General features: G+C 41.4%; 27 protein-coding genes and 1 tRNA gene. 15 read left to right on the top strand and 13 right to left on the bottom strand.

Features of this window, described 5'->3' with window-relative positions; translation table 11 throughout:
* Window positions 1-74 precede the first annotated feature (74 nt).
* The 6 genes from ACXZ1K_RS10610 to ACXZ1K_RS10635 all read left to right on the top strand — a co-directional run bounded on the left by ACXZ1K_RS10610 (window position 75) and on the right by ACXZ1K_RS10635 (window position 5,786).
* Entirely contained in the window at window positions 75-1,355 is a 1,281-nt protein-coding gene (locus ACXZ1K_RS10610; RefSeq protein WP_458969638.1) for a DUF2851 family protein, read from the top strand.
* 2 nt (window positions 1,356-1,357) lie between these two features.
* Window positions 1,358-1,579 carry a PspC domain-containing protein gene (locus ACXZ1K_RS10615; protein WP_458969639.1) on the top strand — a complete coding sequence of 74 codons (222 nt, stop codon included), beginning with the start codon at window positions 1,358-1,360 and terminating at the stop codon, window positions 1,577-1,579.
* A 90-nt stretch (window positions 1,580-1,669) separates the two neighbouring features.
* Window positions 1,670-4,213, top strand: a complete 2,544-nt coding sequence (locus ACXZ1K_RS10620) for an FtsK/SpoIIIE family DNA translocase (protein WP_458969640.1) — start codon at window positions 1,670-1,672, stop codon at window positions 4,211-4,213.
* 17 nt (window positions 4,214-4,230) lie between these two features.
* On the top strand, window positions 4,231-4,881 hold the full coding sequence (locus ACXZ1K_RS10625; RefSeq protein ID WP_458969641.1) for a LolA family protein: 651 nt from the start codon (window positions 4,231-4,233) through the stop codon (window positions 4,879-4,881).
* Window positions 4,882-4,913: 32 nt separating this feature from the next.
* Complete coding sequence (locus tag ACXZ1K_RS10630; protein WP_458969642.1) at window positions 4,914-5,678, top strand: MBL fold metallo-hydrolase; 765 nt, start codon at window positions 4,914-4,916, stop codon at window positions 5,676-5,678.
* A 24-nt stretch (window positions 5,679-5,702) separates the two neighbouring features.
* Window positions 5,703-5,786: transfer RNA gene (locus ACXZ1K_RS10635), tRNA-Leu, on the top strand.
* A 47-nt stretch (window positions 5,787-5,833) separates the two neighbouring features.
* Here the strand turns inward: ACXZ1K_RS10635 and ACXZ1K_RS10640 are convergent.
* On the bottom strand, window positions 5,834-6,088 hold the full coding sequence (locus ACXZ1K_RS10640) for a DUF3072 domain-containing protein (RefSeq protein WP_458969643.1): 255 nt from the start codon (window positions 6,086-6,088) through the stop codon (window positions 5,834-5,836).
* Between the two features lie 254 nt (window positions 6,089-6,342).
* On the opposite strand from ACXZ1K_RS10640, the gene ACXZ1K_RS10645 reads away from it, so the two are divergent.
* The gene (locus ACXZ1K_RS10645) at window positions 6,343-7,458 is read left to right on the top strand and encodes a sensor histidine kinase (protein ID WP_458969644.1); all 1,116 of its coding nucleotides are present in this window, start codon (window positions 6,343-6,345) and stop codon (window positions 7,456-7,458) included.
* A 430-nt stretch (window positions 7,459-7,888) separates the two neighbouring features.
* On the top strand, window positions 7,889-8,755 hold the full coding sequence (locus ACXZ1K_RS10650; protein WP_458969645.1) for an alpha/beta fold hydrolase: 867 nt from the start codon (window positions 7,889-7,891) through the stop codon (window positions 8,753-8,755).
* Between the two features lie 40 nt (window positions 8,756-8,795).
* Here the strand turns inward: ACXZ1K_RS10650 and ACXZ1K_RS10655 are convergent, their stop codons facing one another.
* From ACXZ1K_RS10655 to ACXZ1K_RS10665, 3 genes are all read right to left on the bottom strand, one after another.
* Window positions 8,796-9,242 carry a DUF1810 domain-containing protein gene (locus ACXZ1K_RS10655; protein ID WP_458969646.1) on the bottom strand — a complete coding sequence of 149 codons (447 nt, stop codon included), beginning with the start codon at window positions 9,240-9,242 and terminating at the stop codon, window positions 8,796-8,798.
* Between the two features lie 397 nt (window positions 9,243-9,639).
* On the bottom strand, window positions 9,640-10,137 hold the full coding sequence (locus ACXZ1K_RS10660; RefSeq protein WP_458969647.1) for a hypothetical protein: 498 nt from the start codon (window positions 10,135-10,137) through the stop codon (window positions 9,640-9,642).
* 138 nt (window positions 10,138-10,275) lie between these two features.
* Window positions 10,276-11,055, bottom strand: a complete 780-nt coding sequence (locus ACXZ1K_RS10665; RefSeq protein ID WP_458969648.1) for a DNA-formamidopyrimidine glycosylase family protein — start codon at window positions 11,053-11,055, stop codon at window positions 10,276-10,278.
* A gap of 182 nt (window positions 11,056-11,237) precedes the next feature.
* On the opposite strand from ACXZ1K_RS10665, the gene ACXZ1K_RS10670 reads away from it, so the two are divergent.
* The 3 genes from ACXZ1K_RS10670 to ACXZ1K_RS10680 all read left to right on the top strand — a co-directional run bounded on the left by ACXZ1K_RS10670 (window position 11,238) and on the right by ACXZ1K_RS10680 (window position 13,831).
* Window positions 11,238-12,080 (top strand): chromate resistance protein ChrB domain-containing protein, encoded by an 843-nt coding sequence (locus tag ACXZ1K_RS10670; RefSeq protein WP_458969649.1) that lies wholly within the window; start codon window positions 11,238-11,240, stop codon window positions 12,078-12,080.
* 107 nt (window positions 12,081-12,187) lie between these two features.
* A complete protein-coding gene (locus ACXZ1K_RS10675; RefSeq protein ID WP_458969650.1) occupies window positions 12,188-12,658 on the top strand; it encodes a hypothetical protein in 471 nt (156 codons plus the stop codon).
* Between the two features lie 3 nt (window positions 12,659-12,661).
* Window positions 12,662-13,831 (top strand): chromate transporter, encoded by a 1,170-nt coding sequence (locus ACXZ1K_RS10680; RefSeq protein ID WP_458969651.1) that lies wholly within the window; start codon window positions 12,662-12,664, stop codon window positions 13,829-13,831.
* A gap of 28 nt (window positions 13,832-13,859) precedes the next feature.
* Here ACXZ1K_RS10680 and ACXZ1K_RS10685 read toward each other — a convergent pair whose 3' ends face one another.
* From ACXZ1K_RS10685 to ACXZ1K_RS10695, 3 genes are read right to left on the bottom strand one after another with little or no spacing between them, the layout of a single operon-like run.
* Window positions 13,860-13,970, bottom strand: a complete 111-nt coding sequence (locus tag ACXZ1K_RS10685) for a DUF1398 family protein (protein WP_458969652.1) — start codon at window positions 13,968-13,970, stop codon at window positions 13,860-13,862.
* Between the two features lie 25 nt (window positions 13,971-13,995).
* A complete protein-coding gene (locus ACXZ1K_RS10690) occupies window positions 13,996-14,574 on the bottom strand; it encodes a DUF6597 domain-containing transcriptional factor (protein WP_458969653.1) in 579 nt (192 codons plus the stop codon).
* 30 nt (window positions 14,575-14,604) lie between these two features.
* On the bottom strand, window positions 14,605-14,850 hold the full coding sequence (locus tag ACXZ1K_RS10695; protein WP_458969654.1) for a hypothetical protein: 246 nt from the start codon (window positions 14,848-14,850) through the stop codon (window positions 14,605-14,607).
* 618 nt (window positions 14,851-15,468) lie between these two features.
* On the opposite strand from ACXZ1K_RS10695, the gene ACXZ1K_RS10700 reads away from it, so the two are divergent.
* Entirely contained in the window at window positions 15,469-16,008 is a 540-nt protein-coding gene (locus ACXZ1K_RS10700; protein WP_458969655.1) for a sigma-70 family RNA polymerase sigma factor, read from the top strand.
* 88 nt (window positions 16,009-16,096) lie between these two features.
* On the opposite strand, the gene ACXZ1K_RS10705 is transcribed toward ACXZ1K_RS10700, so the two are convergent.
* Both ACXZ1K_RS10705 and ACXZ1K_RS10710 read right to left on the bottom strand, forming a co-directional pair.
* On the bottom strand, window positions 16,097-16,681 hold the full coding sequence (locus tag ACXZ1K_RS10705) for a DUF4142 domain-containing protein (protein WP_458969656.1): 585 nt from the start codon (window positions 16,679-16,681) through the stop codon (window positions 16,097-16,099).
* A gap of 139 nt (window positions 16,682-16,820) precedes the next feature.
* A complete protein-coding gene (locus ACXZ1K_RS10710; RefSeq protein ID WP_458969657.1) occupies window positions 16,821-19,223 on the bottom strand; it encodes a PAS domain S-box protein in 2,403 nt (800 codons plus the stop codon).
* Window positions 19,224-19,349: 126 nt separating this feature from the next.
* On the opposite strand from ACXZ1K_RS10710, the gene ACXZ1K_RS10715 reads away from it, so the two are divergent.
* A complete protein-coding gene (locus tag ACXZ1K_RS10715) occupies window positions 19,350-20,357 on the top strand; it encodes an SDR family oxidoreductase (RefSeq protein WP_458969658.1) in 1,008 nt (335 codons plus the stop codon).
* Between the two features lie 199 nt (window positions 20,358-20,556).
* Window positions 20,557-20,943 carry a response regulator gene (locus ACXZ1K_RS10720; RefSeq protein WP_458969659.1) on the top strand — a complete coding sequence of 129 codons (387 nt, stop codon included), beginning with the start codon at window positions 20,557-20,559 and terminating at the stop codon, window positions 20,941-20,943.
* A 29-nt stretch (window positions 20,944-20,972) separates the two neighbouring features.
* Here ACXZ1K_RS10720 and ACXZ1K_RS10725 read toward each other — a convergent pair whose 3' ends face one another.
* The 4 genes from ACXZ1K_RS10725 to ACXZ1K_RS10740 all read right to left on the bottom strand — a co-directional run bounded on the left by ACXZ1K_RS10725 (window position 20,973) and on the right by ACXZ1K_RS10740 (window position 23,583).
* Complete coding sequence (locus tag ACXZ1K_RS10725; RefSeq protein ID WP_458969660.1) at window positions 20,973-21,329, bottom strand: response regulator transcription factor; 357 nt, start codon at window positions 21,327-21,329, stop codon at window positions 20,973-20,975.
* Window positions 21,330-21,392: 63 nt separating this feature from the next.
* Window positions 21,393-22,469: a spore photoproduct lyase family protein gene (locus tag ACXZ1K_RS10730; protein ID WP_458969661.1), complete on the bottom strand. Its 1,077-nt coding sequence runs from the start codon at window positions 22,467-22,469 to the stop codon at window positions 21,393-21,395.
* Between the two features lie 21 nt (window positions 22,470-22,490).
* On the bottom strand, window positions 22,491-22,802 hold the full coding sequence (locus tag ACXZ1K_RS10735) for a hypothetical protein (protein ID WP_458969662.1): 312 nt from the start codon (window positions 22,800-22,802) through the stop codon (window positions 22,491-22,493).
* 448 nt (window positions 22,803-23,250) lie between these two features.
* Window positions 23,251-23,583: a TfoX/Sxy family protein gene (locus ACXZ1K_RS10740; RefSeq protein WP_458969663.1), complete on the bottom strand. Its 333-nt coding sequence runs from the start codon at window positions 23,581-23,583 to the stop codon at window positions 23,251-23,253.
* Between the two features lie 202 nt (window positions 23,584-23,785).
* On the opposite strand from ACXZ1K_RS10740, the gene ACXZ1K_RS10745 reads away from it, so the two are divergent.
* A complete protein-coding gene (locus tag ACXZ1K_RS10745) occupies window positions 23,786-24,169 on the top strand; it encodes a DUF7674 family protein (protein ID WP_458969664.1) in 384 nt (127 codons plus the stop codon).
* Window positions 24,170-24,183: the final 14 nt, after the last annotated feature.

Below are 24,183 nucleotides of genomic sequence, written 5' to 3' on the forward strand. Positions count from 1 at the left end.
AGTTGAAAGGGTAGCGATCAGAAATTTAAAAATAGGCTTGTATTTTCTCAAATATTCCACGGTGTTTAGCCGGCATGGAAATATCAGAGAATTTTTTGTTCTTCATCTGGCAATTCAGGCTTTTTGATCACCGCGATTTAAAATGTGCAGACGGGAGGCGCTTACGCATTTTAAATCCGGGGAAGCTGAATAAAAACGCCGGTCCTGATTTTACGGAGGCAAGAATAACTGTCGACCATATTCTTTGGGCTGGCGATGTGGAAATACATGTGAAGGCGTCTGACTGGAAACTGCATAACCACCAGGACAACAACGCCTATGAAGCAGTTATACTACATGTGGTTTACGAAAATGATTTGGCGGTTTGTCGGCCTAATGGGCAGGTCATACCTACCCTCATTATTAAAAACATTTTTAGCGAAGATTTGGTTGCAAATTATTCCAACCTCTTAAAGGAAACAAATCGATTTCCTTGTCGGCAGCAAATTGCAGAAATTGACCAGGTAATCGTCAATAGTTTTCTATCCGAGCTTTTGATTGAGCGTTTGCTGCAAAAATCTGAAGAAGTGCTGATTAAATTAGCAGAAAGGAAAGGAGATTGGAATGAAACATTTTATTTTTTCCTGGCGAGGAACTTTGGGTTTAAAGTAAATGCAGGGGCTTTTGAGATGCTTGCAACCAGCCTGCCAAAGCAGGTACTGGATAAATGTAGTCACGATCCCACCGATGTGGAAGCGCTGATATTTGGTCAGGCGGGTTTTTTAAATGAGCAAATAAATGAAGATTATCCCACGCAACTACGTTCAGCCTACCATTTTCTCAGGAGCAAACACAAGCTTAATCCAGTACCAGTATCCATCTGGAAATTTTTAAGGATGCGTCCGCTTAATTTTCCAACCATCCGGCTGGCGCAACTTGCTGCACTCCAAATACGCTCCAGAGATTTTTTCTCAGCAATCCTGGCGGCTGCCACCCTAAAAGACTTGCTTAAGCATCTGGAAGATTTGCCCGTCAACAGGTATTGGGAAACTCATTATCACTTTAAAAAAGAGGCTGATCATGTTCCATTACAGCTTGGTAAAAAGACTATCGAAAACATTTTGATCAACACGGTATGTGTTTTATTGTTCACTTATGGCAGGTATACCGCAAATGATGCCATGGTTGACCGTGCAGTCAATTTTTTGGAACAAATTCCCCCGGAGCGCAATTCAATTGTAAATCAATACGTTGAATCCGGGTTAACGATTAGTAGTGCTTTTAGCTCCCAGGCCGTACTTCAATTAAATAAATATTACTGCGCTCAGAAAAAATGTTTAAATTGTGGTATCGGAATCAAGATTTTAAAGAAATAGCTATGTTTCAAAGAATTGTTACCTATTTTGAAAAGCAGAGTTTTGGCGTATGTACTTACCTGGCAGAGCGCTTTAATATGTCTATCAGTAAGATACGGCTGTTTTTTATCTACTCATCGTTCCTGGCTGTAGGATTTCCGATTGTTTTCTATGTACTTGCTGCTATCGTACTGGACGTGCGGAACTACGCAAAGAAGATCCGCATGCGTATCTGGGATGTCTAAAAGCTAATACCTCTAAAATAATTCTTGTTCACGATAAATGCTTAAGCACTTTTATTTAAGTTTGTTGATTAAACAATATTAGTAAAGAAAATGTCGGTAAGGGGAAATCAATTTAAATCCAATTCTTTCAAAAATGAGCCAGCAGATAAGGTAAATTCACGGTCATCGGCATCTAAAAGACCAATTGAAAGAGCTGATATTATGCCCCGACTGGATTTTCAGAACGGGAGGTTTATTAAGATAGCCGGACTGGTTTTCATCATTCTGGCCTTATATTTTCTAATTGCTTTTACGTCCTATTTATTTACCTGGCAAGAAGACTACAGCTACGTAATTAAGGCAAATGGTGGCTGGAGTAACCTGTTTAAGTCCTACGAAGAACTTCAACAAGTAAATATCCCTCCGGTGGTTCAAAACTGGCTGGGTAAATTCGGTGCCTTGCTTGCTCAGCAATTTATCTATGAATGGTTTGGTGTTGCTTCTTTTCTCTTCGTATTTGTTTTCTTTGTGATCGGCTACCGCTTGCTGTTCAAAGTGAAGATTTTCTCTATCGAGAAAACGCTAGGTTACAGTTTCTTTTTCTTGCTTTTTACCTCGTTGGTTTTTGGTTTTGGCCATTCTTTTTTAAACAATGCCCCACATTTCCTGGAAGGTAAGTTTGGCTTTTGGAGCAACCGCTTGCTCGTTGCACAAATTGGAAATGCAGGAGTAGGAGGGTTGATCGCGTTTCTCGCCCTAACGGCCCTAATTATTGCCTACAACATAGATTTTAAATTTCCAGAACGTAAACGCGAAGAAGCATTTATTCCTGATGTGCCTGAGCATGTAGAGCTGGTAGACGAGATCAAGTCTGAACCTGTAGAGTTTACCCTTAACGATAAGTTGGGAAACCAGCGTAAAAGAGAACAAAATGTAATCATTACCCCTTCCAGATTTGAAGAGCAGGAAGAAGATGAGGTGATCATTCCGGCATTTACGCCTGCTGTGAATGTGATGCACCCGCCGGCCGCAGTGGCAACAGCAACAGAAGTAATCTTATCTCCCGTAAAAGCAGAGCCGGAACTTACCATTGAAAAGACCGAAGAGGACAAGAAGTCGGAAGAATTGGTAGAGCAATTTGGCAACTATGACCCAACACTTGATTTGGCGAGCTATAAATATCCGCACCTGGACCTGCTTGAAAATTACGGGTCTAATAAAATACCCGTTAATGCAGAAGAGCTGGAAGCCAATAAAAATAAAATTGTTGAAACCCTTAATCATTACAATATAGAGATCGACAAGATTAAAGCTACCATCGGGCCTACCGTAACCTTGTACGAGATCATACCTGCCCCTGGGGTTCGTATTTCGAAGATTAAAAACCTGGAAGATGATATTGCCTTAAGCTTAGCCGCATTGGGGATCAGGATCATTGCACCGATGCCCGGTAAAGGTACAATTGGTATTGAAGTACCGAACCTGCACCCGGAAATGGTCTCTATGAGGAGTATCCTGGCCACAGAGAAATTCCAGTCGACCACCATGGACTTGCCTATTGCGCTCGGTAAAACGATCTCTAATGAAGTCTACATTGCTGACCTTTCTAAAATGCCCCATTTATTGGTGGCGGGAGCCACAGGTCAGGGTAAGTCGGTAGGTATCAACGCCATCCTTGTTTCTTTACTTTACAAAAAACATCCCTCTCAATTGAAGTTTGTATTGGTGGATCCCAAGAAAGTAGAATTAACGCTATTCAATAAAATTGAGCGTCATTTCCTGGCCAAGTTACCTGGCGAGGCCGATGCCATCATCACCGATACCAAAAAGGTAATCAACACGCTGAATTCCTTGTGTATAGAAATGGACCAGCGTTACGACTTGTTAAAAGATGCTCAGGTAAGAAATTTAAAAGAATACAACGAGAAGTTTATCAAGCGGAAGCTTAATCCCAATAACTCGCACCGGTTCCTTCCGTACATTGTTTTGATTGTGGACGAATTTGCAGATTTAATGATGACTGCCGGAAAAGAAGTGGAGACACCGATTGCCAGGTTGGCGCAGTTGGCCAGGGCGGTAGGTATCCATTTGGTATTGGCTACACAGCGACCATCCGTAAACATCATCACTGGAACCATCAAAGCCAACTTCCCTGCACGTTTAGCATTCAGGGTGCTTTCAAAAATAGATTCACGTACCATTCTGGACAGTGGGGGTGCCGACCAGTTAATTGGTAGGGGAGATATGTTGCTATCTACAGGTAACGACCTGATCAGGTTGCAGTGCGCATTCGTAGATACACCGGAAGTGGATCGGATTTCTGAGTTTATAGGTAACCAAAGGGGATACCCAGAGGCCTACCAATTACCGGAATATATTGATGAGGCTTCGGAATCGGCAAAGCTGGATTTTGACCCTAACGACAGGGATAACATGTTTGAGGATGCCGCCAGATTAATCGTGATGCACCAGCAGGGATCAACTTCATTAATACAGAGAAAACTAAAACTTGGTTATAACCGTGCAGGTCGTATTATCGATCAGTTAGAAGCCGCCGGTGTTGTAGGCCCGTTTGAAGGGAGCAAGGCCAGGGAAGTTTTAATTCCGGATGATTATGCTTTGGAACAGTTCTTGAATGAACTGAATAATAAATAATCATAAATAGATAATTGATGAAGAAGATAGTCGTGCTGCTGGGAATTACACTAGCTTTCGTGTACAATTTAAATGCGCAAACAGATGCAAAGGCGAAAGCTATACTTAACGAACTGAGTAAAAAGTATAGAACCTATAATAGCATTAAAACAGATTTTACTTTTACCCTTGATAACCCGCAGGCAAAAATCAAAGAAACGCAACAGGGTTCTTTGATTGTTAAAGCTAGTTCTAACAAGTATAAAGTTGTGATGACCGACCAGGAAATGTTTAGCGATGGTAAGAGTCAGTGGACTTATTTAAAAGAGAACAAAGAAGTACAGGTAACAGATCTGGACAATAACGCTGATGCCATTAACCCTGCAAAGATCTTTACCATCTATGAAAAGGGCTATAAATACCTTTATGTAGGAGAGAACAAAGTAGGTGCAAAAACCTATCAAACTATAGATTTGACCCCTTTGGACATTACCAAGACGATCTTCAAGATCAGGTTGAGCATAGATAAAGCGGCAAAGCAGATCAGCAGTATGCTTATTTTTGATAAGAGTGGCAATAAGTACACCTACAACATCAAAAGCTTTACACCTAATTTTAAGGTAGCAGAAACTGTTTTTGCTTTCGATGCGAAGAAATATCCCGGTGTGGAGGTTGTGGATTTAAGGTAACATAGTTACATTTGAATCTTAACAAATCCATTTTGAAAATCACTTTTTTAGGAACCGGCACTTCTCAGGGTATACCCGTAATTACTTGCCAATGTGCCGTATGCCAGTCTGCCGATAAAAGGAACAATCGACTAAGGGTATCCATGTTGATTGAAACTGGAGATCAAACGATCGTGATAGACAGCGGTCCGGATTTTAGGTATCAAATGCTGCGGGCTAAAGTGAAAGATCTGGATGCGATATTGTTTACACATGAGCATAAAGACCATGTGGCCGGGCTGGACGATATCAGGCCATTCAACTATCTTTTAAAAAAGAACATTGATATTTATGCTACAGATCGGGTTCAAGACGCCTTAAAGAAAGAATTCTCTTATATTTTTTCGGAAACGAAATATCCCGGACTGCCGCAAATCGATCTACATACCATCAATGATCAACCATTTCATATCGGGCAAACAGAGATTATTCCTTTACCCATCATGCATTATAAGCTTCCGATCTTAGGGTTCAGAATTGGAGATTTTACGTATATCACTGATGCTAAGACAGTGTCTGAAGAGACAATTGTCAAAGTAAAGGGCTCTAAAATACTGGTGATAAATGCCTTACAGAGAGAACAGCATGTTTCTCACTTCACATTAAATGAAGCCTTGGCTTTTGCAGAAAAGATTGGTGCGGAACAAACTTACTTTACGCACATCAGTCATAATTTAGGTTTACATGGTGAGGTTGAAAAAGAATTACCTCCCCATATTAATTTAGCTTATGATGGTTTGACATTATATTCCGAATAAGTATATATTTGCACCAATTATTATACCCGGGTGGCGAAATTGGTAGACGCGCCAGCTTGAGGGGCTGGTGCTGGCAACGGCGTGGCAGTTCGAATCTGCTCTCGGGTACTCGTAATTTTTAAATGCCCTGTAAAGTATAATTTACAGGGCATTGTTTATTGATCGGCATCTAATCCCCTGCCAGTTTTATGCTGCAGTTCGTCAATACGCTTTGATGCCTCAGATTTGCTCAGGTTGTCATCAAATGATTCCCCAGCCTCATCAGATAAAGTTTTTAAATAGGATTTCTGAGCACCAGTCATTGGCTCATCGCCGGTTGTCCAATCATCCGGATTTTTAATGGTGTTATCACCTTTTAAGCCGTTGTTATTATTTGTTGCGTCGGTCATGTTTTTTTCTTCGTTATTCATAGTCACAGTAGTTTAGATCAATAACAATGAACAGCGTATTTTGTGTTTGTAAACATATTTGTTAGCGCAAACAATCTCAACTTGAAGCTTTAGATCTATTAATTTTTCCCATTTGAATACGGTGGTATTGTGGAAACCTTAGGCAATTAAGGTACATAAGTTGGCATGCCCCTTGTAGTCCTGATCAACGGGGATTCCTTTGGCCAGAACATCGGATGCAATTCAATATATTTTTTCAGATCTAAGCAAAATACATGGACCATCAGGAGAAGCATGCATTTACAATTTTATTAGTAGACGACCACGAAGAAAATTTAATATCATTACAGGCTATATTGAAAGCGCCAGGCCGACAATTTCTAAAGGCGCGCTCTGGCAATGAAGCACTAAAGCTTGTGTTGAAATATGAGGACATCGGGTTAATTATGCTGGATGTTCAAATGCCTGATATGGATGGCTTTGAGGTGGCATCAGTATTAAAATCTAATATAAGGACAAAAGAAATATCCATCATATTTGTCACTGCAATCAACAAGGAATTGCAATACGTACTGAAGGGTTATGAAGGGGGGGCTGTTGATTACCTCCAGAAGCCACTTGATATGAAATTAATACAATCGAGGGTTAAAGTATTTCAGGATTTATATGAACAACGGCAAGAGTTGAAAAAGACAATTGAACTAAAGGCAGTGATTAACGATCAGTTGGAACGGTTCATGTTTATGGTGGCGCATGATTTAAAGTCGCCGCTGGCCGGGGTAGTTGGTCTACTTCAACTGATGAAGGATGATGAGCGGATTACATCGCAGGAAGATTTAAATGAATATACAGGATTAATGCTCAATGCATCAAATAACCTGATAGATATGATCGGGTCGATTTTAGCTTATAGTCGCCAGAATTCAAAAAATCAAGTCGTTGAGGAAATTGATGTTCATGTTATGCTACGCGAAATGAGCCGGTTATTATTTCCTCCCAGCCACATCAAGATTATTTTAGCAACCAGATTGCCTGTGATCGTTACCAACAAACCAAAATTACAGCAGGTGTTTCAAAACCTTTTATCCAACTCAATAAAATATATGGACAAGGAAAATGGCGAAATTTCAATTGGCCATGAAGACGATGGAGATTTTGTTAAATTTTATGTGAAAGATAATGGTTCGGGAATTCCAGAGGAAAATCGTAAAAGAATATTTAATTTGTTTGAAACTGGTGATCAGGCATCTGCACGTGATTCCAGTACCGGAATAGGTTTAAATATTATGAAGATGCATGTGGCAGAACAAGGCGGGAAAATTACGGTAGAATCGACACCTGGTGAAGGCAGTACATTTTACTTTCAATGGTTAAAAAAGATGATGATTTAATGCCGCTTAAAAGCTTAGATGAATTGGCGCTCAACATATTGAAAATATTTCGTTACTTTGAAAAGGTATATATGCGAAGGAAATAACTTGTTTGTTTTAACCGTTATGTGATTATAAACAATCAAGAATAATCAAGTTCAAGAATGGAAGTGCCGAAAAGATGTGGGGTATTTTTAATTACTGTTATATCAGTTTTGTTAACTGTCGGATTTATTAATATGATGATTAACAGTTTAGAAGAATCGAAAAAATTTGCTCATATCCAAATCAATACTCCGAAAACTAAAACGGTTCATGCGGATTAATACCGAATCTATATAAATTAACATCACACAGCGATGAGTACAGATCTTTATCAGGAAATTGATCTACTAAAAATTGATCTACTAAAACGGGATGAATTGTGAAGATTTTCTTAAGCTTGTAGGTAATGAAAGTCCTCAAACAAATTATATCAGAAATAAGAAGTACTTCGGGCCAGGACAGCGATAAACTTCAAGACCTGATTTTAAAATATATCTGCTATTCTCCAAAAATGCCTTTAAGGATTTTTCAAGAAAGCTTGCTTGAACGTGCGGAAAGGCATACTTTAAAAGTATACGACCAGTATTTCTCTGGAGAAGATTTAAATTTTCAAACCTTCAGGTGGGGAAAGGGTGGCCGGAAAATACTGCTTACCCATGGATGGGGCTCAAAGGCCGCAGATCTTTGTGAAGTTATCATCGCGTTGGAGCAGATCGGTGATGTTGAAATTATCGCGTTTGATGCTCCCGGCAATGGTGCCTCTGAAGGGGAACTATCAAGTCTGATCTTATTCGTGGAAGGCATTAAAGTTCTTGTCTCGCACTATGGAATACCAGAAGTAACGATTGGACATTCTCTAGGTGCAACGGCGAATATCATTGCCATGAAAGACTTAGAAATCCATCCAAAGCAAATCATCAGCATTGCTCCTTTAATTGATCTTGGGAAAAACTTCGAAGCGAGTATGGATGCAATTGATATCCCCAAAAACAGTCAGAATGTTTTTTTTCAGAAGTTTGAATCACGCTTTAAAAAGCCAGTTTCAGAATACAATCTTGTCGATTGGTCCGCTTTTTCCGCGGAATCATCCAAGCATTGGGTAGCATACGACGAAAATGATTTGATTTCCCCTTATTCATATTTGAGCACCTTTTTGAATTCAAATTCTGACATCTCATCTACAAATTATATTGGTGCCGGTCATGAACGGATCATTAAGTCGGCAATGATGATCCAGGATGTACTAGGAAAATTATCCGGAAGCATCCATTAACAACCGACAACAATTTGCTATTATTAACAATTTCCTTTTATTACTCCCCATACGCCTGTAGGTCAAGTATGCGTTTTGTTTTCTGATCTTGTTGCCCATCGAAAAATTGATCAATAATACTCTGGAATATTGGATCAGTGTGTGGAACTGCAGCAAATAAAGTCATGCAAGAACGGAGTTTAAGATCATCAGGATTGCCAAAAATCTCCGTTGCGCTCCGACGATTATGTTCAAGTAAGGCTTTCGCAATCTTAACCAGCCGGGGTCCAAGGACCGGATGGGCGTAATATTCGCCCGCCTCTTTTAAATCTTTAATGCCGTAGTATTTTGCGGATTCAGAAAACCCGAGTCCCTGAATTTGAGGAAATATATACCACATCCAATGGGTCTTTTTTTTACCGTAGCTGATCTCCGTCAGTGCATTTTCGTAATCTCTTTCCTGTGCTAAAATAAACCTGTCCAGGCCTGGCATAGCTGCTGTGTTCATAACTTTGTTTTTTAATAGGTTAGAACTGCTTAACCATTTTCTGGAGAATTGGTTTTAAGGAAATGATTACTTTAAATATTTTTTAATTTTTTTCTGATCATACTGAGGAACACGGGAGTAATACCAAGATACGAGGCAATTTGCTTTTGCGCAATGCGTTGTTCGAGTTTAGGATACAGGCACTGAAACTGTACATAACGTTCTTCGGGATGTTTCTGTCTTTATAGGTAATCTGATCAGCTAAAAATAGCTGAAAATGCAATTTTAACTTCTGCTTTAATCTTTTCATTCCAGGCGTTTGTGTAGCGCTCACCTGTTTTTTTCATACGCCAAAATTAGCGCCTTCGTTTCAGTTGAAAATTAAACTACTTTAATAATAGAAAAAAGAATGGTGCTGCTAAAACCTCTTACCGGCGCTAATGCCCAGCAGCGGTAAAAAGCCATGATTATTAATTACCGGCGTGAAATTAATTCTCCATGAGAAATCTTTCGATGTGTAATACCTATAACCAAAGTTGGGTACAAAGTTAACCAGTTTGCTGCGGGTATCCCTGTATCCTTCTGCGTAATCAATTATAGCTCCTAAGCGTACATCGGCTTTAGTATAAGTTGCGCCCAGGCCGAGGTTTAGAAAACCATGTTTACTGCCAACATTAATGATGTAGTTTAAGGCAACAGGAACAGTGAGGTAAGTTTTAGGATCAGAACCATATGCACCTAAACCAACACGAAGTTCCAAAGCAGGGCTATTGGTAAGCTGCCTTGAATAATTGACAGCGCCCAGCAAACCATTGCCGCCCAATTCAAGAAATATTTCATTTTTCTTGCTTAAGTCTTGCGCAATCGCGCTTTGAAGAAAAAATACAGTTGCCAATAACAATAAGAGATAACGCATGAAGTTTTGTTTGGTACTCAAAACTATAAAATAGTTGGTAACTACAACTTAAATGGAACATTTATTATTTACAAAAACAGCACTTCAACTATGGTCTTTTTCGCTATGATGGCAAAAAGCGTGCGCACATTGACCAGGTCATTTAAAGAGTTCCTGTTCTTCTGTGAAATAAGTTTTTCGACCGCCTGAAACATCAGTTTTAATTTCATATCCGGTGGTGCTTTTCTCCAATTTATAATTGTGTATTTTGAGGAAATCCAAAACCTCTGCATCAAAACTTTCATGCATTGCCTTAGTTAAATCCATGATTTCCCTGCGCAATACTTCTTCAATAGATTGGTATAAGTCTTTTACGCGTTTTTCCGGAATGGCCTTAGCCACAGAAAAAGGAGAGATGCGGGCATGCCAAAGGATTTCATCTGCATACGTATTGCCGATGCCCCTGATTAGTTTTTGATTCATTAACAATTGTTTGATTTGGATGCCTTTTTTAGCCAGGAGCTCTTTGAAGTAGGTAATGCTGAGATCAGTACCTAATGCGTCCGGAACTTTGGAGATTTCTGGATTTAATGTCGCAGCAGCCTGTTTCTGAAAGTCAGTAAATGCAAATCCGTCCTCTTCACCAAAGTAAAATGTTAGCAACCGATATTTAACCGGCTCGTCTGCATCCAGTGGTTTAATCCTGCCATGTAACATGAGGTGCAATCCAAGGATGGTATCGCTACCAAAATGTAGTTGCAGGGTTTTTCCTTCACGCATTACGGCTTTCAGTTTGTGCCCTTCCAGCTTTTCCTTTAATTCCTTTTGGCTAACGTTGAGTTTTTTGCCATAGTCAACGGTCAGATTTTTTAAAGTTTTATTTTTAAAACGCTTTTCTAAGTTTGCAGCGAAGACCTCCAGGTCCGGTAATTCAGGCATAAGCTATTTATAAATTTTCAATTGGTTCCATAGTACTGGTTCTCGTATAGGTTAACAGTTAGTTTGCTGATGTTGTTTGTGTTGTTCTAAGTTAGTTCAGTACGGAGCTCTGTGCTTTGAAATATCATGTTTTTTCATCATTTGATGTCATACCATATCTCATTATTTTCAATTAGTTTTGGATGATGAACTGGATCACCCGAGAAAGACCAAAGATTGACCGGATAGCTTGCCCCTGGCTGATTAAGAATTTTATTGATCCTGATGCCGTTTTTTGTTATGTGCCTTTCGATACAGTTATAGAGAAAGCCAGTGAAATAAATGCTACCCCATTTGATGTACCCGGCGTTGAGCTGACCCATAAAAACGGTCTTTGTACTTTTGATGTTCTGCTTAACAAATATGAGCTGGATGATCCGGCTTTGCAGGTTATGGCGCCCATCGTGAGGGGGGCAGATACCGATCAGCATGGCCTTGCAAGCCAGGCTTCCGGACTATGGGCAATTGCCGCAGGGATGGCGTATAACATCAAAGATGACCATGAATTGCTAAATGCAGGAATGGTCATTTATGATGCCTTGTACACCTGGGCCAAGCACCTCCAGGATGTCAGGCACACGGAAAGCCCGGTGGAGCAGCTATTGGTGGATGTTTATCAAAAGTTTTTAAAGCAGGGCAATGGTACAAAGATTCCGTCTTGGGCTAAGGAATTGAAGACCATTATACAGGATCAGATCGATACCAATCTGGCATTGACCCTGACTGGAATCTCTAGTGAGCTCAACATAAACCCGGCCTATGTATCAAGGGAATTTTCCAAATATTTTGATAATCTTTCCTTCGGTGAATACATCCGTAAAATCCGAATTGAGAAAGCTATTACGTACATCCAGACCTCAAATTATTCCTTATCTGAGATCGCCTATCTGACGGGATTTTCTGACCAGAGCCACTTTACACGTATTTTCAAGCTGGAACATGGAGTTACTCCGTCTGAATTTAAAAAAAATAGAAGCAAAAGGTAAGTTATATACCAAGAGTAAATCCTGTTCTATTTTGGCAGCGGAGAATCTAATAATCTTGTGGTATGCAAACACAAGTAAACAAAATTCTTATCTGTTTAGTCCTGGTTATGATAAACGCTTGTATCAGTTCAGGGCAGACAACGCAAACCTATCCCAAATTGGCCGGCTATGTAGGGATCGTGCATCCTATCGTTACGTTTAGTTCGGAAGGCACGCACACCAACTTTAAAGATAGTTATACGGTAGGTATGCCAATTGGAATCAATATTTGGAAAAGTGCCAAAATTGGTTTCTCCAGTGAAATTGTCCCAACAATTAAGGCCGCAAATAGTAGCAGCAAAGTAAGTAATGTGCTTTTTCATCCGGGTATACTCGTCGTTCTGGGCAGTGGCTTTACTTTTGTGGGACGCGCCGCTTTTGAAACTTCAGGGCGTTACGGGCTGACTCCAGTTATTAATAAGACGGTGAAGAAGAATAAAGGCAGCAGCTATTTTGTCGCTATTCCGCTTCCGGTAAGATTTGGCAATGATCAGCCTTCATCATTTGGTATTGGCTTTCAATTTGGTATTGCTTTTTAGCTTATGGAAAAATCACATGCACGATATAGGCTAACCGACCTGATCCTGTATTTTCTAAAATTGGGTACATGGGGTTTTGGAGGTCCAGTTGCCCTCGTCGGATACATGTACAGGGATCTTGTTGAGAGCAAGAAATGGCTTACCGAAGAAGAATATAAGGAAGGTCTGGCGCTGGCACAACTTGCACCTGGTCCACTTGCGGCACAACTCGGCATATATATCGGCTTTGTGCATTATCGCTTTTTGGGTGCGACACTAGTCGGATTCGCTTTTGTGCTGCCCTCTTTTGTAATGGTAGTTCTGCTCGGGATGGCCTATAAACTTTATAGCGGACTATCCTGGATGCAGGCCGTTTTTTACGGGGTAAGTGCAGCAGTGATCGGTATCATTGCCATCAGCGCATACAAGCTGACGATAAAATCCGTTAGCGGGATAAATCTAAATGCAATACTTTCTAAGTGGTTGCTCTGGCTTTTTTATCTGATCGGCGTTGTCGTTACTGTGATTACCCAAAAAGAGGATATACTGCTCTTTGCCGGGTGTGGTGTTATCTATATGCTGGTCAAAGCACCTCCGAAGTGGATCAGAAAACCATCTGCATTGCCGGTATTGATATTGACGGGAACAGGTTTCTGGCAGTATGAAGGTGAGACTTTACAGGAACTTGGCTGGTTCTTTCTAAAAGCTGGTGCTTTGGTCTTTGGCAGCGGACTTGCTATAGTGCCTTTTTTGCACAGCGGTTCGGTCGAGCAATATCACTGGTTGAATGAACAGGAGTTTGTCGATGCGGTAGCGGTAGCAATGATTACACCCGGCCCTGTTGTGATTACAGTCGCATTTATCGGCTATTTGGTGGCAGGCTTTCCAGGTGCCTGTGTTGCAGCTTTTGCTACCTTTCTTCCCTGTTATTTGTTTACGGTAGCTTTAGCCCCATCTTTTAAAAAAATCGCCAGGAACGCTAGCATTAAAGAGTTTGTAAATGGGATAACAGCAGTGGTAGTCGGCGCTTTGGTCGGTGCGGTGATCATTATTGCCAGTAGGGCAATTGTTGATATTCCAACTGCGATGATATCTGTTTTTGCTGGCTTGATATTGATCTTCAGCAAGAAAATCAAAGAACCTCATATTATATTGTTCGCTGCCGTAATTGGCTTAATGATCAAGGGTTTATGAATACCAGCGTATAACTTTTCCATTTATGCTACTGAGGAATGTTTTCTATCAGGATTTCAGTTCCCGACTGGTCGTAATAAGTACAAGTCATTTGATCCATATACACGGTCCATTTATTGATACCTGTTTCGGCATACATTCTAATGAAAGTTAAGTAATCAGTTTTACCGCGCTGATGGGTCAATAGCCGCGCTGGCGCTAATCATTAGCTTGTCATTGAGTTCTTTAATGCGGATGGTACCCTGACTATCATAAATCAGCCTAACAGCTTCAACAATGAGTTTATCGGCATCAATTTCTCGGAGCTGCGAAATTAAAAAGCGTTCTATCAAGTTGATCCGCTGCTGATCCGTAGTGGCAGCGGATAACTTTTCTTCTATGATCGATACGTCTTGTTTGCTAAAGATATCATGGAGAGAGAGGCTTAGGTTGAACAATTCATTTGCGGGATGGGACGCAAAATGAGCAAACCCAGTCTCGGTAAAATAGACCAGTACCGTTCCTATGTGGACAGAGCTTTTAAAGATTTTGTAGGTATCTGAAATTCCGGTAATACCCGAGCGGCCCAACTTCTGTTGAAGCCCAGCCTGGCTGAGCGCTAGCTCTCCCTGGTACTGGAAGCCGATCACCAAACCTGGAGAAGGTAAAACCTTATACTCATTCTCCCTTTCCTGCGCTGATATCACTAAGTATTTGATGTACGGCCTTAGTCTTTCGGCGGGAAGATACTTGACAAATTTCATGCAGTTGGATAATGACTAAAGACAAAGATCCTAACCGATATCCTCTTTATTAAAGATTTTATGAATATAAATCTGCTCTCGTATTGCACTCATAATTGGAAGATCCAAAACACATTCTTCATATTCGCAATGTTCGTGGTTTTCATGGTCTATTTTAATTTTGCCTATTAGCATACCGCTTAGGTCTGAAATTTCATACCATTGCCTTTCGATTTGCTTTACATCAAAATCGCAGATTTGATTGTCTTTTTCTATTTGTATTTTGAACTGATCCATTGCGTTTGAATTATTGAGTCAACACTGCAGGTTACAAAATGTTTAACCAAATCTAATTTGGTAAAACATCCTTTTCATTACAATCTTTTTCTTTTTCAAAAAATATTTGGTTTGGGTGATTGGTAATGCACAATAATCTTCAGGCTGGCCACATTAGGCCTAAATTTTGCCTAAAGACTGTAGGTTTTTTATTGTCCTTGGTTAATCTTGTGATGTGTTTCTTATATGGCTGTAATACATAAAGGGGGTTCGTAAGAGTTACATTCGGGCTTCGTAATTGTCAGACACTTTATCGATACCTATCATACTCCTTTGTAAGTGGTATTATACTCCAATTTTTAAGCCTGTCATGTAGAAGGTTTCTAAGTCGCACCTGAACCCATTCCTACGCAATTCATAGCTACTTTTCTAAAACCTATTGGGAGGCCACTTTGAATGGAAAGAGCGGGTCATATTCATTGTAATATACATTTACAGTTGTCTGTTTCTATTTGGATTTTAAACTTTTCCATTCCAATAATTATTTAGTTAATACTGCTGGTTCCAATATCTCCTTGAGCCCAAGTTTCAAAACTGGCAAATATATTGATAAGAATACTGTACCTAAAACTCCCTATTATGAACAACGCCATATTAAATCATCAAATCTGCGCTCAACAATCAAAATTGCAATCACTTGCCAGAAAGTTTTTATCTGATGATGAAGATATCAACGATCTTGTCCAAGACACTATGATTAAAGCTGTACGGTATTCCCACCTGTACAAGGAGGGGACGAACCTCTCTGGCTGGCTGTACACCATCATGCGCAACACATTTATCAACAGTTACAGACGCCTTACCAGGAAAAACAGTGTGATTGATACTACAGAAGAATTGAGTTCAGCGCAACTGCAGCATGGTGCCTCAAGAAATGCAAGTGAAGATAAATTTTTGATAGAGGACGTAAATAAGGCGATAAAATGTATTGATCCCGTATACTCAACGCCTTTTCTACGTTATTTTGAAGGGTATAAATACTATGAAATTGCGGAAGAACTGAATATACCTATAGGAACGGTTAAGACACGTATTCATATGGCACGAAAAGAATTGAAGTCGCATTTATCTATGTATGCAGATCAATTCAGAAAATCGTCACCGGCAGTTGCTAGTTAACATAAAACTCTGTTTAACAAAGCCTGAAATGATGCTTTAAAAAAAAGCCCTTTGCGAAAGCAAAGGGCTTTTCTGCATTAATGAATCCTTATTTCATTCCGGCCTGGATCGAAGTAATCATATCCAAATGGGCTTTCACTACCGGAGCAGTTTTTGCTGCAAAAGCTTTCAATTCTGAATCTTTACAGTTTTGGGCAGCATCCTGCATTAAGGCTAATGTTTTGTTATGGCCTTCAACCATAGCAGCTACATAAGCTTTGTCAAAATCCATTCCTGATTTGGATTGCAACTCTTCTTTCTTTTTCATGTGCTCATCATCAAGTGATGTTGGTAAAGCGATGCTTTTGCTGGTCGCGATGGCCATCAGTTCGCCGTTTGCTTTGCCATGGTCATTCACCATCATTGTGGCAAATTCTTTGACTTTCGCGTTGGTTGATTTTTCCTGGGCAAGTTTACCAAATTCAACTTCGGCCATTCCGCCTACGGCTGCTTTTTTAGCAAAGTCTATGTCCATTTGATCTACCGCCATTGCCGTGGTATCCATTGATGCCATAGAGTCGGCCGCCATTTTTGAAGTGTCTGAAGTGTCGGTCGAACTTCCTGAGCCACTCCCGCATCCCTGGAACACGAATCCGGCCGCAGAGAAGGCTAGTACGTAAAATATTTTTTTCATAAGGTTAAGTTTTGTTACCTACTTAACCACCTGACAGTTACAATGTTTTAAAAATTTACAGTTGATTGCCTTTCCAATACTTTAACGCTCAGGACGTACTAGCGATATCAAAAATGATGAAATTTACATTCCTGTATGCTTAACTCGGCAGGGTAAACCAAAAGGTACTTCCTTTTCCCAATTCACTGTCCACACCAATCTCCCCGTTATGGCGCTGTATGATTTCTGCGCTGATGTACAATCCCAGTCCAAGGCCTGATACCTGCTGGGACATGTGGTCAACCCGATAGAAACGCTCAAAAAGGTTTTTTATTTGGTCATCTGGAATTCCGGGTCCTTGATCGATAACGGACACCTTTACCTGGTTTTCTCCTTTGCTGACCTCGACTGTGATCAGCGTAGAATCAGGAGCGTACTTGATGGAATTGCTGAGCAGATTGGTCACCACTTGGTCTATTCGCTGTTCATCGGCATGAACCTCTGCAAGCACATCCCCGGTGATTTCGATGTGCTGACCGCTGCTCAAGGCAATCGGACTGGCTATAGTTGCTAATAGTTCCGCTATCCGGAAAGTGGTCTTCTTAAGTGCAAGTTCCTTGTGCTGTAACTTGGTTACATTCAGCAAGTCTTCAATTAATGTACTTACACGGTCAACACTCCTCACTGCTTGTTCCATTAATTTGGGGACTACAGGATTATTTGGCTGTATGCCCAACCTGTTAAGTAACTGTACTGATGCTTTCAGGCTTGTGATCGGGGTTTTAAGCTCGTGACTGGCAATGCCAATAAAATCATCTTTTTGCTGCTGAAGGTCTTTTTGACTAGTAATATCGGTACATGACCCAACAAACCCATTGAAATGGTGCTCACTATCCAGCTGCGGCTTACCGCTCGCGCAGTACCAGCGGTTTTTTCCCGGATTGCCTTCTATTCGAAACTCTGCCTCAAAAGGCTGCTTTTGTGAAATCGCTTCTAAGTAAGTAGCCATCACCCTTTGCTGGTCTTCTGCAACGATTGCGTTGATCCAGCCCTTACCCATATTTTCCTCATAACTGATACCCGTCCAGTCGATCCAGGTTTGGTTGACGTAGGTAATGTTTCCTTTTTTATCTGTCATCCACAAGGCAGTCGGCGCGGCCGAGGTCACGTTTTGCAGCTTTTGCTCGCTGTCTGCCAGTGCTTTCTTGGCCATTAGTTCGGGCCTGAGGTCGCGCATGATGGCCCCGATCCCGATTGTTTTACCACTCAGTGGGTCATCAATCCTTACCGTATAGTTGAGCACAGGGAAAATTTCACCAGTCTTAAGGTGTCTCACGTGCATGTTCCCAATCCACATTCCTTCGCTCATCACAGCAGGTAACACTTCCCGCTGGACCATTTCAAAATCTTCCGGGGTATGCAGTTCTGAGATAGGGGTACTGGTCACCTCTTCATCGCTTTCAAATCCAATCAATTTCTTTCCAGCCTTGTTAATGTAGCTATTCTTTCCGTCCAGATCCAGCAGCGACATCAAGTCGCCGCTATTGTCCGACAGCGCTTTCAGCTTGCGTAGTATTTCTTTATTTTCTCTTTCTTCGGTAAAATCCAGTACCGTACCGAGCAGCCGTAGGGGTTTGTTTTCTTTGTCGTACAGCACTTTACCTTCTGCGCGGATCCAGCTGATGCGCTGGCCCGCCTTAATCAGCCGTACCTCATAGAACAGACGCCCGGTTTCCAATGACCTGGCCATTGCCCGTTCGCGAATTTCGATATCATCGGGATGGATGGCGTGCGTATAAGCCGTTGGATGATCACCACTTTCTACGCCAAAAATGCTGTCGAGTTTCCTGGAAGTGACGACTTTTTGAGTGATCAGGTCCTGATCATACATACCCAGGTTGACTGCTTCTGCTGCCAGCAAGAGGCGTTCCTCGGAATCGGCCAGTTCGGCAACTGATTTTTCCAGCTGTACCTTTGTGTCGAAGAGCTCCTCGTTCAAGGCACGCAGTTCTTCGCTACCCGATTCGAGTTCCTCATTCAGGGAAAGGTATTCTTCATTGAGCGCAGCGAGTTCTTCATTGGCAGCATACATCTCTTCGTTCAAAGTCTGGTATTCTTCGTTGAGTGCGGTTAACTCTTCGTTCGTAGCGGCCAGTTCTTCAACAGTTTGTTTGAGTTCTTCTAGTGCCGCGATGCGTTCAGAAATGTCTACGGCAGTGGTTACTACACCATAAATGGTGCCGTCCTTATCGCGCAGCGGCGCAAAAGAAAAGTCAAGGTATACGGGCTGGAGTTGTCCATTGTTCAATATGCTCACGACTGCGTCCGGGTCGCGATACTCTTCTCCACTCTCGTACACACGCGTTAGTAATTCATGAAAATGATGTGCACTCAATTCCGGCATTCCGGTGAGCAGTTGCTGTCCAATAACGGTCTGATCCCTATTGATAATCCTAAGCATTTGCCGGTTTGCAGCGGTAATAATATGTTCCGGTCCGGTAAATACACATGCTGCGATCGGCAGGGTATCTACCATGGTTTGTTGTGCGTATAGAGTCAGCATTCTTCAAAGATAACAATTGCCTATACAAGCTAAAATACTTTCGCATAGTAGATGAGATTTTGAATAAAAATTAAAAACCATTGCCCTCAAGAACGGTTAAACTAGTATACCTATTGAAATTATTTTATGAATACAGAAGACAAAATGAGCCGCCGCAAAGCATTAGGCGGACTCGGTGTAGGCATAGCCGCGCTAGCTGCCGCACCGGTATTTAGTGCATCCGGAGCCACGGCAGGAGGATCAGGATTACCACAAGGACTGGACGATCCCACCACTAAATACCCAAAGCCACCTTTTAAGGAACAGTCGCAGCCCTGGCCAGGGCTGGCAAGTAAAATGGAACCAAAACCAGACCACGGGGAAAGCAGCTATAAGGGTTCGGGCAGATTGCAGGGACGTAAAGCGCTCATCACTGGCGGCGATTCAGGAATGGGTAGAGCGGCCGCTATTGCTTATGCAAGGGAAGGTGCGGATGTGGCCATCAACTACTTGCCGGATGAAGAACCGGATGCACAGGAAGTGGTTGCGCTGATCAAAAAAGCAGGAAGAAAAGCAGTCGCCATTCCAGGAGATTTACGTGATGAGGCATTTTGCAAAAAGCTGGTCGAGGATGCCGTTAAGGCCTTGGGCGGTTTGGACATCCTAGTTAACAATGCAGCCAGACAGCAAACACATGAGTCGATTCTTGACATCAGCAGCGAACAGTTCGACTGGACCATGAAAACGAATATTTACGCGCCTTTTTGGCTGACCAAGGCTGCGTTACCACATTTGAAACCCGGATCAGCTATTATTTCTACGACATCAGAACAGGCAAATGATCCATCAGCAGAACTGTTTGATTATGCGCAGACCAAAGCAGCCAATACTAGTTTTGTGCGTTCACTGGCGAAACAATTGGGGCCGAAAGGCATACGCGTTAATGGTGTAGCACCCGGGCCGATTTGGACGCCTTTGCAGGTAAGCGGTGGCGCCACCATGGAAAAGTTGAAACAATTTGGCGGGGCCACACCATTGGGCAGACCTGGGCAACCTGTAGAATTGGCTTCCATTTATGTGCAGCTGGCTGCCAGCGATGCGAGTTATGCCACTGGCCAGGTTTATGGCGCCATGGGTGGTGGTGGTCAACCGTAAGTTACCTAAATGGCATAAAAATAATCAACTCAAATTTTGCGCCCCGAAAGGGAGCAAAATTTTTAAGTGCCGCTTTGAGGGATACCTGAAAAATAGTCATTGATGATATGGTGTTGTTTGGTAAAAGAAAATTCTTTAGATTTAAGTATCCCTAAAATTTTCACCAGGTAGGTGGATGTACCTTTTTCGGAGCCTTGCCATGAAAAGGATATGCCTACATGAGCCTGACGCCGCGATATTCGAAATTGTAACCCTGACTATGCAAGAGGAGGGGTACCAGATCAGGCCCTTATTACAACCTGACCATCCCAAATTTATTTTTGAGCTCAACAAATTTTGCCCCGAGCTGGTCATTATGGATTTTTATCGTGACTTAAATGCCAGTATTGCCTGGTGTAAATCCGTTAGGTCGGTAGTTGCCGGAATTTGTATTGTCGCGTTCAGCTGTAATAATGATATTGATCAGACCTACCGTTCCATGGGCTTTGATGCTTATCTTAAAAAACCATTTGATATTAGCCAAATGACAGGTCTTGTACAACGCTGTGTTGCTCGAAAGCAACAAGGTTTTCAAACCCAATTGTAAAAACCGATGCAAATGATAAATTAAGTGCCCTAGGCATTCCCTAAAGTACTGCCGATCTTTTGGATCAAAACATCCAGGTTGAAAGGTTTTGCTATATATCCTTCTGCCGGACAGTCATGATTACGGACATGCCAGTCTGCAGACATCATTAAGATAGGCGATTTAAAAGTTTGCCCGTCCTTAAGTTCGCGACACAAGTCCATACCACTTCCATCTGGCAGTCGCACGTCCATGAGCAGCAAATCAGGCATCCCTGAAACCAAGGCAAGCCTAATACTGGCAAGCGTTTCAAACAAACGCACCCGGTATCCTTCTTCCAATAAAACTTCTGTTAAAATAAATCCAATGTCCCTGTCATCCTCAAGGATGAATATTTCTTTCCCCATACTCCCTCCACGTCTTAATGAACGAAGTAAAGCGCTCCTTAGTTTGTTGATAATCAATTATTTTTAAAATGCGTAGCGAATTTTACAGTAGGGGATCATTTCATGGCATAGGGCGACAAGTTCGTTGACGATTTCTCGTTTCAGGTTGTTTTTATATCGGACGTTTCTTTGTCCGGTTTGGCTGTATTTAACTTGTTGTAACTCCGGTGTCCAGAGTACTTCTTCGGCTTTAGGGTGCCAGAGCAGGTTGACTTCGTGCAGTAGTTGATTGTGGGTTAAAAAAATGATTTCGGTCCAAAGCCCTGCCTTGGTTTGCTCATCCAATATCTGGTTCATTTCATCAAACAATTTACGCCAGTCATCAAGCCATCCCGAATAGTAAATTACCGGGGCAAAGCTAACATTGACTTCGTAGCCTGCCCTGCGAAAATCATTCATGGCGGCGATACGGTCGGAGATAGGGGTAGTCCTTACGTCGACCAATTTGGAAATCCCGTGTGGCATCAGGCTGAACCTGATCCTGGTTTTGCCTTTCGGTTGATATTCGAGCATTTCCCTGTTAATGAATTTGGTAGCAAAGCTGAGTTTGGCATTGGGTAACCCCGCATAGAGGTTGATTAGGTCTTTGACGTTATTGCATATGGCGGCGTCTACACTGCAGTCGCCATTTTCTCCGATCTCATAAACCCAGTGGCTCGCATCAATCAGGTCTTCCGTTAATTTGGGCCCTTGCCTTGCCGCATGCCTGCTGAGGTAGCCCATGATTTTTTCGATGTTGACGAAGGTAGTGATGGGATTGGCGTAACCCTTACGCCTGGGAACATAACAATAGGAGCAGGACATCGTGCAGCCGTTGGAATGGGATGGCGCTACCCAGTGCGAGCTGCGCTCATTTGGCCGCGCGCTCAGCGCTTTTTTTACGCCCAGAATCAGGACATTTTTCTTGTTCCAGAGCCAGTCCTCAACCGAGCCTTCAAAGCCGAAAAGTTCCGGAATCTGGTTATGGGCAGCCACCTCAATGAGTTCCGCATTGGGGTATTGCTCTCTGATCTCTCCTGCACGTGCGTATTGCCAGATGTCCGGCTCATGATAGATTTGGTGGATACTCAGCAGCTCTGCTATTTTTTTCTCGTACAGCATAGATTCAATTGGTTCTGATACTTAACTTTTTTGAGGAGGCGCTTCCATTTCATCATCGGTATCAAATTCGATGTTTTCCAGCTTATTAAAATGTATTTTATGGGGATGATGCGCCTGAATCTGTTCGGCCAGTAGGTGTAGCACTTCTAAATCGATAGCTGCCGGATTTTTGCATACATGCAGGAAGTCCTGAGCATCCGGTTCCAGGCTGGCCACGAAATCACCGTTCTGATAAATCTTGTATTGGCAACCACCACTGGCATGATGGGGGTATTGGATAACCTGAAAATGGTGCTGGTGTTCTGGTGTAATGCTAACTGTATAATTTTCCATAGTTTTATGACTTTAAGTGTTACAACAAAATGCAGCATTGCTGGTTTTGGTAATATGAAATTGGATAGGTTGGGGTTGACCAGAGAAATATTGGAATTTTACTTCAATGTTTTCAACTTTCAGAATATTATTCTGAAAAATTCAATGATTTCTGAAAAATATCCAAAACATTGATTTTATCTTGAAAGACGTGTAAGTAATTTTCAACTTTAGCATCGAAAGCACTACGGCGCATTCAGAGAGAATTTAAGTTTAATTATGATTTAGGCAAGTCAACGACTTGCCTTTTTCAATTACTGGAAATTTATTTTTTGAAGACTTGGACTTTTACCATGAAGTAGTTCCTATTTGTTGAGCGATACAGCCAAAGGATAAATATTTGATTATAAAGATTATAGCAAGTATAAGATACTAGCACGATCACCTCAGCTCATTTATTGGAACCGAGCTATTTTTCTTTCTTAGGCTTCTTTGGTTTTGGATCCGGCAGCTCATTAACTGTGACTCTAACCAGATTGGAAAGCCATTCATGGTCTTCCAATTCGTCTTGAATTAAAAAATAAGACTTCGCTCCGGGAAATGGTGAAGCCAAAGTTGGCTCTCCAATAAATAATTTGCCCGCTTCTGTAGGTTTAATCAGTAATCGGTTGTCGCACACTAATGCAAAAATTCTGGCGCCAGCATACAGCCCATATTCTCCAAACATTTTCTTATAGGTAATTCCAGCCGGGTGGTGTATCTGGTCGATGATGAAATCAATATATTTTTGATCGGTTGCCATTGAGGTAAATATATAAATTATCAAAAAATTATAACATTATTCTATTCATCTAAGCTAATAGTAAAAGGGCCTTCTTGGAGGTGTGTAGTAAATATAAATTTATTTAACAATTTTGAAATCTAAACTTAAAGAGGTTATTAAGCGGCCTTTTGTAATTTCGAAATGATTATGTTAGTGGTACACATTCTAGGTGGGTCAACAAATGAATAATAAGGAGTTCATAAATTATATGGTTTCGACTTTCCCAGAAATCGAAGATGATGTTCTAGATGAGGACAATGACGGCCTAATAACTTTGCAATTAGGCTATTTTATGAGGTACGTTCAGAATGCATTAGATAAAAACGATGAGAAGATCATAAAGAAGTGTTTTGATTTTGTAGAAGAATGTGCTGGGCATGTTGAGTTTAAGGTTGAAAATGCATTATATTTATCAGTTTTAAATAAGCTTGATTTTAAACAAAATCATCGCGCGATGAGCTTTCTGTCAGAAAAATTAGTGTTAGCAAAGTCTGAACTTGCCGCCTATGAACTTTCTGGACAAACTAATAAGAAAGTGAATGAATTTTTAACTGGGTTAGATTAGTTCAAAATCCTATT

The organism is Pedobacter jaeyakensis (assembly GCF_054461315.1).